The organism is Burkholderia sp. SRS-25 (assembly GCF_004343765.1).
Taxonomy (GTDB): domain Bacteria; phylum Pseudomonadota; class Gammaproteobacteria; order Burkholderiales; family Burkholderiaceae; genus Burkholderia; species Burkholderia contaminans.
The window spans coordinates 310,363-324,816 of record NZ_PTXM01000003.1 but is presented as its reverse complement, the minus strand read 5'-3'; the positions used below and the strand labels follow the sequence as shown (position 1 = coordinate 324,816).

The 14,454-nt window shown below is 61.2% G+C and carries 10 protein-coding genes and 1 pseudogene; 10 read left to right on the top strand and 1 reads right to left on the bottom strand.

Annotated features, from left to right (window positions below):
• Nucleotides 1-281 precede the first annotated feature (281 nt).
• Entirely contained in the window at nucleotides 282-1,055 is a 774-nt protein-coding gene (locus C5O79_RS04110) for a sulfotransferase domain-containing protein (RefSeq protein WP_160310309.1), read from the top strand.
• A 28-nt stretch (nucleotides 1,056-1,083) separates the two neighbouring features.
• Here C5O79_RS04110 and C5O79_RS38480 read toward each other — a convergent pair.
• A pseudogene (locus tag C5O79_RS38480) lies at nucleotides 1,084-1,403 on the bottom strand (IS110 family transposase); the annotation flags it as partial.
• 472 nt (nucleotides 1,404-1,875) lie between these two features.
• Here C5O79_RS38480 and rfbB point away from each other — a divergent pair.
• From rfbB to C5O79_RS04065, 9 genes are all read left to right on the top strand, one after another.
• Nucleotides 1,876-2,937 (top strand): dTDP-glucose 4,6-dehydratase, encoded by a 1,062-nt coding sequence (gene rfbB, locus C5O79_RS04105; RefSeq protein WP_122473633.1) that lies wholly within the window; start codon nucleotides 1,876-1,878, stop codon nucleotides 2,935-2,937.
• Nucleotides 2,938-2,948: 11 nt separating this feature from the next.
• Complete coding sequence (gene rfbA / locus C5O79_RS04100) at nucleotides 2,949-3,842, top strand: glucose-1-phosphate thymidylyltransferase RfbA (RefSeq protein WP_046545065.1); 894 nt, start codon at nucleotides 2,949-2,951, stop codon at nucleotides 3,840-3,842.
• On the top strand, nucleotides 3,827-4,378 hold the full coding sequence (gene rfbC / locus C5O79_RS04095; protein WP_047850616.1) for a dTDP-4-dehydrorhamnose 3,5-epimerase: 552 nt from the start codon (nucleotides 3,827-3,829) through the stop codon (nucleotides 4,376-4,378). Before rfbA ends, rfbC begins: the two co-directional genes overlap by 16 nt.
• 8 nt (nucleotides 4,379-4,386) lie before the next feature.
• Complete coding sequence (rfbD, locus tag C5O79_RS04090; RefSeq protein ID WP_122473634.1) at nucleotides 4,387-5,271, top strand: dTDP-4-dehydrorhamnose reductase; 885 nt, start codon at nucleotides 4,387-4,389, stop codon at nucleotides 5,269-5,271.
• A 232-nt stretch (nucleotides 5,272-5,503) separates the two neighbouring features.
• Complete coding sequence (locus tag C5O79_RS04085) at nucleotides 5,504-6,949, top strand: mannose-1-phosphate guanylyltransferase/mannose-6-phosphate isomerase (RefSeq protein ID WP_046545068.1); 1,446 nt, start codon at nucleotides 5,504-5,506, stop codon at nucleotides 6,947-6,949.
• A gap of 208 nt (nucleotides 6,950-7,157) precedes the next feature.
• On the top strand, nucleotides 7,158-8,633 hold the full coding sequence (locus C5O79_RS04080; RefSeq protein WP_226237088.1) for a class I SAM-dependent methyltransferase: 1,476 nt from the start codon (nucleotides 7,158-7,160) through the stop codon (nucleotides 8,631-8,633).
• Nucleotides 8,633-12,352 carry a glycosyltransferase gene (locus C5O79_RS04075; protein ID WP_122473635.1) on the top strand — a complete coding sequence of 1,240 codons (3,720 nt, stop codon included), beginning with the start codon at nucleotides 8,633-8,635 and terminating at the stop codon, nucleotides 12,350-12,352. Before C5O79_RS04080 ends, C5O79_RS04075 begins: the two co-directional genes overlap by 1 nt.
• Before the next feature lie 12 nt (nucleotides 12,353-12,364).
• On the top strand, nucleotides 12,365-13,405 hold the full coding sequence (gene gmd, locus C5O79_RS04070; protein WP_047850613.1) for a GDP-mannose 4,6-dehydratase: 1,041 nt from the start codon (nucleotides 12,365-12,367) through the stop codon (nucleotides 13,403-13,405).
• On the top strand, nucleotides 13,383-14,300 hold the full coding sequence (locus C5O79_RS04065; RefSeq protein ID WP_046545071.1) for an NAD-dependent epimerase/dehydratase family protein: 918 nt from the start codon (nucleotides 13,383-13,385) through the stop codon (nucleotides 14,298-14,300). Before gmd ends, C5O79_RS04065 begins: the two co-directional genes overlap by 23 nt.
• Nucleotides 14,301-14,454 lie beyond the last annotated feature (154 nt).

The window sequence follows — 14,454 nt, the reverse complement described above, 5'->3', positions numbered from 1 at the left end:
CGTGGAGCGCGCTGGGGCTGACGAAAAACCGTAAGTGTGTCGCCGGTCAATCGAATCGGTACGGCCCATCGGCGGATGCTGCCAGACGTGTGATTCCAACACGAGCCAGCGATACAAGCGTGGGGATCGGCGCGACGCAACTTTCGGGACTAAAGCCATGACTTCCGCTGTCATTGCTCCGTCGTGCGGCAGAATCGGGTGGGGAAGGTACATCGCCGATTGGGGCGACTGCATGAGACCTTTCGTTGTCTGGAGTGTATATGCGAGTTACAGGAGATAGTTTGTCCACCAACGCTCACGATTGCCCATCTAGCGAAATTTTGCGTATCGCGGTGGTGAGTTCCCCGCGGAGCGGTAATTCATGGATCAGATCAACGCTCGCTGGCGCACTGTCCATGCAGGAGATCGCAGTTCACAATTATCTCGATGCTCCGGCTGTTTTGCCGCCGAGGTGTTTCCTTCAGATCCATTGGTATCGCGAGCCGAACTTTCAAGCTTGGCTTCGCGCGAATCAATTTCGGATATTGACGGTAGCAAGACATCCACTCGATGTTCTTGTATCGGCACTGCACTACATTCGATACGAACCGGGAACGAGCCGATGGCTTGAAGGGAATGTGAAATTGCCTGCGGAGCTGGCGAGCGCCAGCCCGTCTTCGGCCGAGTTTCTTGAGTACGCTCTCAGCATGGGTGCCGAAGATCTGCTTTCGATCACCTATCAGTGGTGGAACGATCCCGATGTGCTTCGTCTTCGATACGAAGATGCTGTTGCGAACCCTGAAGAGGTGCTTGGCAGTCAGATCGCTACATTAGGGGGCAGTGCACAGGACGTCGTTCCCTGGCTGGCGCACCTCAGTCTCGAGAAGATGCGTGCGACGCCGAACCGGCACGGATGGCAGGGAAGCCCCGGGCTTTGGCGGCGTTTGATTGTCCCGCAAGACGCCATTCGTATCTACCGAAGGCATCGAAGAGTTTTTGATACCTTGGGCTACGCGATTCGGCCATACTTTCTGACGCGTGCATCGGCCTATCGAAACTGGATGGAGCGACTTTAGCAGGTGACGCTTGCTGAACGGTCGTGTTTCGTAACGAGAGCGCGATGAGCGCTTGATTGTGATGGTTACCCTGTTGGATCTTGTGGGCGTGGTCAGCTCGCGAGACGCGGTCTCGCAGTGCCGAGAAGGCGGCTGGGAGCAAGGTGCGCTTGGCACCTTGTTGCCGCGTCCGGGCGGATGCTCGCCGCGGATCGACGAGCCTAAGCGTCGGGCAACGGGGAGCAAGGTCGACTTAGGCCGATGGGCGGCTGAAGACTTTGTGGGCAACCGCGGTCAGGAGTCGGGCGGCGGTCCTGGCGCCGGCCCCCGGCATACTGGTGAGGGCCGATCAAGGACGTGAGCAAGCACCAGTCGTCGACAGCGACCTGGACGCATTTCCAGCGGCAAGTGCGGCGGCTCATAGGAGGCGCGACAATTATAGGGGGTGCGGGCCGGACACGATCGCGGCTTATACGCTCAGTGCCGGAACGCTCTAGGTCGCCAGACTCTTTCCTGCATCGCAGTTCGTGCCGAGTGAGCGGGTAAGAGACGCGGTGGTGAGGCGGTAGAACAGACCACGCTCTATCGGGCGCGATCCTGACTCCGCTTCAGCCGGTTGATATTTTACGATGAGGTTTGTATCAATTTGTTGCGGGCATGGGTCTTGCTTGGCGCAGATTCCTATAATTGCTTTTTCTCGCAAAAATTAGCACTTCGTGACATTGACGATCATGATGACCGGTTAAAATCCCGGCCTGACGTGGCTCGGGCATTGCCACCCGTGATATGTCATGCGACGAGCGCCCGACCGGGCGTGCCGCACTTTTCTAGAGGGAGTCTCATGATCCTGGTGACGGGCGGTGCGGGTTTTATCGGCGCCAACTTCGTTCTCGACTGGCTGCGCCACAACGACGAACCCGTGCTCAATGTCGACAAGCTGACCTATGCGGGCAATCTGCGCACGCTGCAGTCGCTGATTGATGATCCGAGGCACGTGTTTGCGCGCGTCGATATTTGCGATCGCGCCGCGCTTGACGGACTGTTTGCCGAACACAAGCCGCGTGCGGTCGTGCACTTCGCCGCCGAAAGCCATGTTGATCGTTCAATCCATGGCCCCGCCGATTTCGTGCAGACCAATGTCGTCGGCACGTTCACGCTGCTCGATGCGGCGCGCACGCACTGGAGCGGGCTGAGTGATGCCGACAAGGCCGAATTCCGCTTCCTGCACGTGTCGACCGACGAGGTATTCGGCTCGCTGTCCCCGGCCGATCCGCAATTCTCCGAAACGACACCATATGCGCCGAACAGCCCGTACTCGGCGACAAAGGCCGGCTCCGATCACCTGGTGCGTGCGTATCATCATACGTACGGCCTCCCGACGCTGACGACGAACTGCTCGAACAACTATGGCCCCTATCAGTTCCCCGAGAAGCTGATTCCGCTGATGATTGCGAACGCGCTCGCGGGCAAGCCGCTGCCGATCTACGGCGACGGCCAGAACGTGCGCGACTGGCTGTACGTCGGCGATCATTGCAGCGCTATCCGGGAGATACTTGCGCGCGGCGTACCGGGCGAGACGTACAACGTCGGCGGCTGGAACGAGAAGAAGAATCTCGACGTCGTGCATACGCTGTGCGACCTGCTCGACAGCGCGCGTCCGAAGGGGGCGGGCTCCTATCGTGATCAGATCACCTACGTGGCGGATCGTCCCGGCCACGACCGCCGCTACGCGATCGACGCGCACAAGCTTGAACGCGAACTGGGGTGGAAGCCGGTGGAGACGTTCGAGACGGGGCTCGCGAAGACCGTGCGCTGGTATCTCGACAATCAGGCTTGGGTTGACGACGTCGTGTCGGGCGAATATCGCAAGTGGGTCGAGACGAATTACGCGCAACGCACTTGAGGGCATGGTCGATGGCACGTAAAGGCATCATTCTCGCGGGCGGTTCCGGTACGCGACTGTATCCGATCACGCACGTCGTATCGAAGCAGCTCCTGCCGGTCTACGACAAACCGATGATCTACTATCCGCTGTCCACGCTGATGGTGGCCGGGATCCGCGACGTACTCATCATTTCGACGCCGCAGGATACGCCACGCTTCGAGGCGATGCTCGGCGATGGCAGCCAGTGGGGGATGAATATCCGCTACGCGGTACAGCCGTCACCGGACGGGCTCGCGCAGGCGTTCATCATCGGCAGGGAGTTCATCGGCAACGATCCGTCCGCGCTGATTCTCGGTGACAACATCTTCTACGGGCACGATCTGGCGAAAAAACTGGAGCATGCGGACGCGAAGGAATCGGGCGCGACCGTGTTCGCGTATCACGTTCAGGATCCCGAGCGTTATGGCGTCGTGGAGTTCGACAAGCAGTTCCACGCGCTGTCGATCGAGGAAAAGCCGGCCGAGCCGCGCTCCAATTATGCGGTGACAGGCCTGTACTTCTACGACAATCAGGTGTGCGACATTGCCGCCGATATCAAGCCATCCGCACGTGGCGAACTCGAGATCACCGACGTGAATTCGCGCTATCTCGCCGACGGCAAGCTCGACGTCGAGATCATGGGGCGCGGCTATGCATGGCTCGATACCGGCACGCACGATTCGTTGATCGATGCGGCTACATTCATTGCGACGTTGCAGAAGCGCCAGGGGCTCGTTGTCGCCTGTCCCGAGGAGATCGCCTATCGCAGGCAGTGGATCGACGCGGATCAGTTGCGCAAGCTTGCCGTGCCGCTCGCGAAGAACGGCTACGGGCGCTATCTCGAACACGTTCTTTTGGATCAGGTCGCATGGCAATTCAAGTAACGGCAACGGCGCTGCCGGAAGTCAAGATCATCGAGCCGAAGGTGTTCGGCGATGCGCGTGGCCATTTCTATGAAAGCTTCAACGCGCGCGACTTCGCGGAACACGTGGCGGCGGACGTCGAATTCCTTCAGGACAATCATTCACGCTCGACCAAAGGGGTGCTGCGCGGCCTCCATTACCAGATTCGGCACGCGCAGGGAAAGCTTGTGCGCGTCGTGGAAGGCGAGGTATTTGACGTTGCGGTCGACATCCGCAAGCACTCGCCGAATTTCGGCAAGTGGGTCGGCGTCGTGCTGTCGGCCGAGAACCATCGGCAGGTATGGATTCCGCCCGGTTTTGCGCACGGTTTCGTCGTGCTCTCCGACGCTGCGCAGTTCCTGTACAAGACGACCGATTACTGGTATCCCGAGCACGAGCGCTGCATCGTATGGAACGATCCGGAGATCGGGATCGAATGGCCAGTCGATGTGGAACCATTGCTGGCGTCCAAGGATGCCGCGGGCGCACGACTCAGCGAAGCCGAGGTCTACGTTTGAGGCGGGATATGAGGCAGCCGTCGACGATTCTCGTGACCGGGGTAAGCGGCCAGGTTGGTTTCGAATTGTTGCGATCGCTTCAGGGGCTCGGCCGAGTGGTGCCGTGTGACCGGTCGACGCTCGATCTTACCGATCTCGATCGCGTGCGCGCTTTCGTCAGGGACTTGAAGCCGACCCTGATTGTGAATCCGGCCGCTTATACGGCGGTGGACAAGGCAGAGAACGAAGTCGAGCTCGCGCGACGCCTGAATGTCGACGTGCCGCGCGTATTTGCCGAGGAGGCGGCGCGTAGCGGCGGCGCGCTGATTCACTACTCGACCGATTATGTGTTCGACGGTTCGAAAGCGGGCGCGTATGTAGAAACCGACGCGACGAATCCGCTGAATGCATACGGAGCGACGAAGCTCGAGGGCGAACACGCGATCGCGGCGACCGGATGTGCGCATTTGATCTTGCGAACGAGCTGGGTGTATGGCCGGCGCGGCAGCAACTTCCTGCTGACGATGCTGAGGCTGGGTGCCGAGCGCCCCGAGTTGCGGGTCGTTGCGGATCAGATCGGCGCGCCGACCTGGGCCAGGACGATCGCCGCCGCGACATCGCACATCGTCGCCCAGGGCGCGGGGTCGGTTGACGCCGACTGGTGGGCGCGCCGGTCCGGTATCTACCACTTCACTTCTGCCGGAGCGACCTCCTGGTGCGGCTTTGCCGAAGCGATATTCGCTATCGCGATGGCTTCGCGCGCGCCGAGAGTGGTGCCGATTTCCTCGGATGACTATCCGACGGCCGCAAGGCGGCCGGCCAACTCGCGAATGGCACACGGGAAGCTGACGGCGGCATTCGGCTTGCAGATGCCGGATTGGCGCGATGCACTGCACCTGTGCTTGAGCGAATGACGGGTCACGGCGCGGTCCGCGCCGCGTTGCGGGGCGCCCGGGAATGTCCCGGCCTTCCCCGGCGGCTGTCCCGGGCGCTCCTGCCGTTTCCGGGGAAGGTGGTTCGCCGGCTATAATTCCGCTTTCGGCCCGGTCCGATGCGACCCGGCTGACACCGATGCCGGCGGTGTATTGATGCAAATGGCGAAGGCCTGACCTTGCCAATGGATACTAAATTTCTGGAGTGAATGCGATGTTAATCCCCGTCATCCTGTCCGGTGGTGCTGGCACCCGACTGTGGCCAGTTTCCCGCGAAGGGCATCCCAAACCGTTCATGAAGCTTGCGGATGGTGAAAGTTTGCTCGTGAAAACCTATCGCCGGGCGGCAGCAGCGATCGGCAATGACGGGGAATCCGAGCGCGGAGAACTGTTGACGGTCACGAACCGCGACTACTACTTCATGAGCAAGGACGAGTTCGGCTATGCCGCGCTCGGCAATCAGCAGTCCGGCGTATTCATGCTTGAGCCGACCGGTCGCAACACTGCGCCCGCCGTGGCGATGGCGGCGCATCACGTTGCGGATAAGTACGGGCGCGACGCGCTGATGTTGGTGCTCGCAGCCGATCATCTGGTGCAGGATCAGCAGGGTTTCTCGGCTGCGGTCGCGAGCGCGATCGAACTTGCGAAGCAGGACAAACTGGTCACGTTCGGCATCGTGCCGACGGGGCCGGACACGGGTTTTGGCTACATCGAGGCGGGGGATCGGGTCGGGGACGGCCGCGTGGCGCTGCGCTTCGTCGAGAAACCTGACGCAGTGAAGGCGGCCGAATATGTCGCAGCCGGCAACTACCTGTGGAACTCGGGCATGTTCTGTTTCAAGGCCGGTGTGATTCTCGACGAGATGGCTCGTCACGCCCCGGACGTTGCGACGGCCGCCGATGAATGTTGGGCGTCGCTGCAGTCGGACAAGGCTTCGGCGCAGATGCTCGAGATTCCCGCCGAGTCGTTCCAGAAAATGCCCGACATCTCGATCGATTATGCGGTGATGGAGCGTTCGTCGAAGGTTGTGGTCGTGCCGTCCAGTTTCGGTTGGAGCGATATCGGCTCGTGGGGCGCCGTGCGCGACCTGACCGTGCCGGACCAGGACAGCAACCGGGCCGTCGGCGAGGCGATCTTCGTCGATAGCCGGAACACCTATGTGCAGAGTCAGGATCGTGTCGTGGCGGCGGTTGGCGTCGCCGATCTGATGATCATCGATACGCCGGACGCTTTGCTGGTCGCGAATCCCGATCGCGCGCAGGACGTGAAGCAGGTGGTAGCCCGCCTGAAGAAGCAGAATCACGATGCATACAAACTGCATCGCACGGTGAGTCGCCCGTGGGGCACGTATACGGTGCTGGAGGAAGGCCCGCGCTTCAAGATCAAGCGCATTGAAGTCAAGCCGGGTGCGAGCCTCAGTTTGCAGATGCACCATCATCGCAGCGAGCACTGGATCGTCGTGTGCGGGATGGCCAAGGTCGTCAACGGCGATCAGGAAATTTTCATTCGTACCAACGAATCCACCTACATTCCCGCCGGTCACAAGCACCGCCTCGAGAATCCTGGTGTGCTGGACCTCGTGATGATCGAAGTGCAGAGCGGCGAATATCTCGGCGAAGATGACATCGTTCGCTTCGAAGACGTATACGGCCGGGCTTGATGCCGGGAATGACGCCAGTCCTTCGGATCTAGCGGGGCTCATGGCGTGAAGCGCCAAGCGGGAATGCCAGTCCAGGTACGGAATCCCGGCTTGGCGTGGCTGTGCCGTTCTTGACCAGCGATGGCCTGCTCGCGGCGCAGGCGCGCCGCAGGCCTGATGTCGACATATCGCCAACTTTGATGCGGGCAAGTTGCCGTGGAGCACATGCGTGAAAGCGCTGGGCTGCGCCCGGAACGCGTTCACCCATGACGTCAACCTGATCCAGGAGCCGCGCTTCTCGCGGTTCTACTTGCCGGTGGTGGATAATTTCGTCGATGTGGCCTGGCTGCTGGACGATGGTGAGGAGTTTGTCGTAGTGGATAGCTTTTATCGCGCGTTTGAAGATCAGCATCGAGGCCCAAGGGAACTGATCAAAAGTCGGCTGGCGAAATACCGGCCGTTTGTTGCGCCCCTTGCGAGGCTCTATCCGGGCGGGAAAGCGTTCGATTTGGGTTGCGGTCGCGGTGAATGGCTGGAGGTGATGGGCGAGTCGGGGTTCGCCGCGATCGGCGTGGACCTCGATGGCGATATGCTGGAAGCATGTCGGGAGCGCGGTCTGTCGGTATTCCAGGGCGATGCTATCGAGTATCTTGCTGCGCTCGACGCCAATAGTCACGTGCTCGTTTCAGCGTTTCACGTTGTCGAGCATGTGCCGTTTGAGCAAGTTCGACGGATCGTCAGCGAAGCGTTGCGCGTACTGAAGCCGGGCGGTCTATTGATTCTCGAGACGCCGAACCCGGAAAATATCGTCGTCGCGGGCTGCAATTTCTATCTGGATCCCAGCCACGTTCGACCGATTCCTTCGGAACTCCTGAGTTTCGTGGGCGAGCATGCCGGATTTGCCAGAGTCAAGCGAATTCGACTGCAGGAGTCCCCTGAGTTGCAGGAAGAGGGTGTGCGAGCCCATCTTATGGATGTGCTCGGTGGTGTAAGTCCGGATTACGCCATTGTTGCCCAAAAATCCTGCGGTGAAGCCGACGCGGCACTTTTCGACGAAGCGTTCGATGCCGATTACGGGCTGTCGCTGGTCGAACTTGCTGCGCGTTTCGAGGCAGGGGCGGCCCGGCCGCATGAGCATGCCGCTGAACAGATTCAGCAGACCCGGGGCGAAATCGGGCGCCTTCATGGCGAACTGGACTCGACTCGCGAAGAAGTGGACGGCACCCGCCGTGAACTGATGCGGGCCCTTGATGAACTCGTGCAGATCCGCAGTGACTTGGGGCGTGTCCGGGGCGACCTGGGGCAAGTGACCGGCGAACTGAGGCGGGTCCGGGACGACGCGCAGCACGCCACCGAGCGATTGCAGGCGGTCTATGGCAGCACGTCATGGCGTGTCACTGCGCCCATGCGGAGCGCCGTCACGTTCGCTCATGGAGCAAAAGCAACGTGCAAATCCGGTATGCGGCGCGTGCTGTTCCGAAGCGTCGCGTACGTCAATCGCAGCCCCCGTTTGCGACGATGGGCGGTGCAAGCGCTGGGCGCGATGCCTGGCGTGAAGCAGAGGCTCGTTCGGATCATCGTGGGGGCGCCTGCGCAGTCGATGCAGAGAAAGCCGATCGATGATGACGGTTTGACACCCCGCGCGCGCGAAGCATACATGGCACTCAAGTCAGCGTTCGCGCCGGACCATGGGGATACTGAATAATGCGTATCGTTGTAGACATGCAAGGGGCGCAGAGCCTCAATTCGCGCAATCGCGGCGTGGGCCGTTACACCGAGTCCATCGTCAAGGCGATGATCCGGAATCGCGGCGACCACGAAATCGTACTGGCGCTGAATGGCGCGTTCGACGAGTCTGCACGGGTCCTGCGCCAGCAGTTCGAGGCATTGCTCCCGGCGGGGAACATTCACGTCTGGTATGCAGCGGCGCCCGTCGCGCATGCGGATAAAGCCAATGGGTGGCGCCGCCACGCCAGCGAATTGACCTATGAAGCCTTTCTGACGAGCCTGAAGCCGGACTTCATTTATATCGCCAGCTACTTCGAAGGCTTCGGCGATGATTCGATTACCAGCATTCACGCGCTTCAGACGAACGTTCCGGTCGCGGTCACGCTGTACGACCTGATTCCATACCTCTATGCCAAGCCTTATCTGGAGAATCCTCTTTTCAAGAATTGGTACCTCGAGAAAATCGAACATCTTCGACGCGCGGATCTGTGGTTGGCCATTTCCGAATCGTCTCGCTCGGAAGGGATCGAACATCTCGATCTCTCGCCCGAGTGGTCGGTCAACATGTCCGCCGATGTCGACGCATGGTTCCGCCCCGAGCAGATTGCCGCCGAGCGCGAAGCTGCGCTGCGAAGCAAATATGGGCTGACGAAACCGTTCGTGCTCTATACGGGGGGGATCGATCACCGCAAGAACGTCGAAGGCATGATCCGCGCGTTCGCATTGTTGCCGTCCGAGTTGAGGAAGTCGCACCAGTTGGCGATCGTTTGCTCGATTCAACCGGCTAGCCGTGATGCATTGACGCGCCTCGCCCGGCAAGTCGGCCTGGACGCGGCCGATGTCGTGTGCACGGGCTTTGTGCCCGACGAGGATTTGCTGGCGCTTTACAATCTGTGCCGCTTGTTCGTCTTTCCTTCGTGGCATGAAGGTTTCGGTTTGCCGGTGCTGGAGGCGATGCGTTGCGGCGCGCCCGTCATCGGCGCGAATACGTCGAGCGTTCCCGAGGTGATTGGCTGGGAGGAAGCGCTGTTCGATCCCAAGTCCGACGACGCGATTGCGCAGCACATGCAGCGCGGTCTGACGGACGAGGGCTATCGTCAGGCACTGATCGAACACGGGACGCGTCAGGCGGGCAAGTTCTCGTGGGACCGCAGCGGGCGGTGCGCGCTCGATGCAATCGAGCGGCGGCATGAGGCTTGGCTCGCCGAAACGCGCGAGCCGGAAGCCCGCTCGAAGCGTCCCAAATTGGCCTACGTGTCGCCGATGCCGCCGGCCCGCACCGGGATCGCCGACTACAGCGCCGAATTGCTGCCGGAACTGGCGCGCTTTTACGATATCGACGTCATCGTCGATGCGCAAGCAGCGCGGGAAATGCGGCTCGACCAGTTCGCGCCCGTCTCGGTCAAGACGCCGGCGTGGCTGCGCAAGCATGCGGCTTCGTACGACCGGGTGCTCTATCATTTCGGCAACTCGTCATTCCACGAGTACATGTTTTCGCTGCTGGAAGCCGTGCCGGGAGTCGTTGTTCTGCACGATTTCTTTCTGTCGGGCGTGCTTGCGCACATGGCCATTCACGGGAACCGTTCCGACGCCTGGTCCAAGGCGCTATATGACGCGCACGGGTACGTCGGCCTGCGGGCACGACATCTGAGCGCGGATATTGCGGACGCGGTCTGGGAGTATCCGTGCAGCTTGAGCGTGGTTCAGAAGAGCCTCGGCGTGATCGTCCATTCTCCCAATTCACTGCGGCTGGCCCGTCACTGGTACGGCGGGGACGTGGCAGACTGGACCGTCATTCCTCACATGCGCGATGCGCGTATCGCGTCGCATGGCGAGGACGCCCGGGACGCGCTGGGGATCGGCAAGGACGACTTCGTGGTGTGCGCGTTCGGCGGCCTCGGGCCGTCCAAGTTGAATCACCGGCTGCTTGATGCGTGGGGCCGATCGACCCTCGCGCGCGATCGGGCCTGTCATCTGATCTTCGTCGGGGAAAAACAGCCGACCGAGTATGGCGAGAAACTCGCGCGCACCATTCGGCAAATGGGCGATCGGGTCCGCATAACCGGTTGGGCCGATGCGCAGATGTTCCGGCGGTATCTGGCGGCAGTCGATGTCGGCGTCCAGTTGCGTACGCTGTCTCGCGGCGAGACGTCCGGGACGGTGCTGGACTGTATGAATTACGGCAAGGCGACGATCGTCAATGCCAACGGAAGCATGGCAGACCTGGATCGCGAGGCGGTATGGATGTTGCCGGACGAGTTTTCCGACGAGCAACTGGTCGAGGCGCTGGAAACGCTGCGCTCGGATCCGGCACGCCGGCAACGGATGGGCGCGCGCGCGCGGGACATCATCGTCACCGCCCATGCGCCCGACGTTTGTGCGCAACAGTATCGCGATGCTGTCGAGCGGTTCTATCTCCATGCGAATGCGAATCCGGTCGTATTGTCTCGCGCCATCGCGCTTCGCGCTGGCCCGGCCAGCGACGACCAGTTGCGCACCTGGGCGCTGAGCGCGGCGAGGAGCTTTGTTCCGCGCAACAACAAGCGGCAATTGTTGGTCGACATCTCCGAACTCGTGCAGGTGGATGCCAGAAGCGGGATCCAGCGCGTCGTGCGCAATCTGCTGAAGGAATGGCTGGATTCGCCTCCTGACGGCTTTCGAGTCGAGCCGGTTTATGCCACGACGACGGACTCCTACCGGTATGCACGTCACTTTACCGCGCGGCTGATGGGCTTCGAGGACGGCTGGCTGCAGGACGAGCCGATCGACTATGCGGCAGGAGACGTATTCGTCGGCCTGGATCTGCAACCGCGGATCGTGCCAGCGCATCGGGCGTTTTATCAAACCATGCGATTGCAGGGTGTGCAGGTCAAGTTTGTCGTCTACGATCTGCTCTGCGTGCTGCTCCCGCAGTACTTCGTTCCTGGCGCGGCCGACGGGTTTACGGGGTGGCTCGATGTCGTGGCGGAGAACGACGGCGCGCTGTGCATTTCGCAGGCCGTGGCGGCGGATTTGTCGTCATGGCTGGCAACGCACGCGCCGGATCGCGCACGCTCGTTCGAGATCGACTGGTTCCATCTCGGGGCGGACATCGAAAATTTCGCGACGTCTTCGGAAATCCCGCGAGACGGAAGCAAGGTGCTTCAACACCTGCGCAATGCCCCGACATTCCTGATGGTGGGGACGCTGGAACCCCGCAAGGGGCATGCTCAGGTACTGGATGCGTTCGAGCAGCTGTGGCGCGACAATCGGAACGTCAATCTGGTCGTCGTGGGGCGACAGGGCTGGATGGTGGAGGACCTGGTCTCCCGCCTGCGGGCACACACGGAGCAGGGGCGCCGGTTGTTCTGGCTGGAAAATGCCTCGGACGTCTATTTGGAGAAAATCTATGGGGCAAGCTCGTGTCTGATTGCGGCGTCCTATGGTGAAGGCTTTGGTTTGCCGCTGATCGAAGCCGCGCAACATGGATTGGCGATCATTGCGCGCGATCTGCCGGTGTTTCGCGAAGTGGCGGGCGAGCATGCATTCTATTTTTCCGCGCAAGACGGACGCGAACTGGCGACCGAGATCGACGCATGGCTGGAGCTCCGGGCCCAGCAGCAGGAGCCTTCGTCTCGCGGTATGCCGTTCCTGACCTGGGCGCAGAGTGCTCGTCAATTGGCAAAAATTCTCATGCGCGATGAAGCGTATTCTTAAAGTAGGGTCATTATGTCTAAGAAAACTTCCATCATCACTGGCATCACCGGACAAGACGGTGCTTATCTGGCCGAGTTGCTGCTCGATAAGGGCTACACGGTCTACGGCACCTACCGCCGCACCAGCTCGGTGAACTTCTGGCGTATCGAGGAACTCGGCATCGCCAAGCATCCGAACCTGCATCTGGTCGAATACGATCTGACCGATCTGTCGGCGAGCATTCGCCTGCTTCAGACGACCGGGGCAACGGAGGTGTATAACCTCGCCGCGCAGAGCTTCGTCGGCGTGTCCTTCGACCAGCCGGTCACAACGGCCGAGATCACTGGCATTGGGCCGCTGAACCTGCTCGAGGCGATCCGCATCGTCAATCCGAAGATCCGCTTCTACCAAGCGAGCACGTCCGAAATGTTCGGCAAGGTGCAGGCGATCCCGCAGATCGAATCGACGCCGTTCTATCCGCGCAGCCCGTATGGCGTGGCGAAGCTGTATGCGCACTGGATTACGGTCAACTATCGCGAAAGCTACGATATCTTCGGCTGCAGCGGGATCCTGTTCAACCACGAGTCGCCGCTGCGCGGCCGCGAATTTGTCACGCGCAAGATCACCGACTCCGTCGCGAAGATCAAGCTCGGCCAGCTCGACGTACTCGAACTGGGCAACATGGATGCAAAGCGCGACTGGGGCTTCGCGAAGGAGTACGTCGAGGGTATGTGGCGCATGCTGCAGGCCGACGAGCCGGATACGTACGTGCTGGCCACGAACCGTACCGAGACCGTGCGCGATTTCGTGAGCATGGCGTTCAAGGCGACGGGTGTCGACCTCGAATTCAAGGGCAGCGACGAGCAGGAAGTCGGTATTGATGTCGCCACCGGCAAGACGCTGGTTCGCGTGAATCCGAAGTTCCATCGGCCGGCCGAAGTCGATCTGCTGATCGGTAATCCGGAGAAGGCCAAGCAGAAGCTCGGCTGGGCACCGGAGACGACGCTCGAGCAGCTGTGCGCGATGATGGTTGACGCGGATTTGCGCCGAAATGAACGCGGCTTCTCGTTCTGATACCCCGCGCGCCCTGGTGACGGGGCTCGGCGGCTTTACCGGCGACTATCTCGCGAAGTCGTTGCAGGCGGCCGGCTATCGAGTATTCGGCACGACGCACGGCTCCGAGGCGAGCGGCGCGGGCATGTACCGGGTCGATCTGTGCGACCGGGCGGCGCTGGCAAAGGTCGTCGCGGACGTGCAGCCGGACGTGGTCGCGCATCTTGCCGCGGTCTCGTTCGTCGCGCACGGTGATGCGGACGCGATCTATCGCACCAATGTGGTCGGCTCGCGGAACCTGCTGGAAGCGCTCGCGAATCTGGCGAATCGTCCGCGGGCGATTCTGCTGGCGAGCAGCGCCAATATCTATGGCAACGCTGCGGTCGAGATCATCGACGAATCGGTCGAGCCGAATCCCGCGAACGATTACGCGGTAAGCAAGTTGGCGATGGAATACCTGGCGCGCCTGTGGCAAGACAAGCTGCCGATCGTCGTTGCGCGTCCGTTCAACTACACGGGCGTCGGGCAGTCACCGCAGTTTCTGCTGCCGAAGATAGTCAGTCATTTCCAGCGCGGCGAGCGTGTGATCGAACTCGGTAATATCGATGTCGAGCGGGATTTTTCCGACGTGCGGCGCGTGGTGGATGCCTATCGGCGCCTTCTGGAACAGGCACCGGCTGGCGGCGTGTTCAACGTTTGTTCGGGTCGTGCGGTGTCGCTGAAGGCGGTGATCGCGATGATGGAGCAGATCGCCGGCTATACGATCGACGTCCAGGTCAATCCCGCATTCGTCCGTGCGAACGAAGTGCGCCGGCTGCAGGGGAATGGTGCGCGGTTGCAGGCTGCTATCGGGACGCTCGACGACATTCCGCTGGAGAGCACGTTGCGCTGGATGTTCGAAGCGGGGCGTGGGTGAGCGTTGGTCTCGGCATGGTCGCGCCGCCCTCGCGTGGCGCGTACGCCGTCTCGGCGGGCGCGCGTCGGCAATTTGTCGAACGTGCAGGGTGCGACGAGGTATCGACATCGTGCTGCCGGATCGTACGACTCTCCGCGTTCGGTGGCCGCGTTCG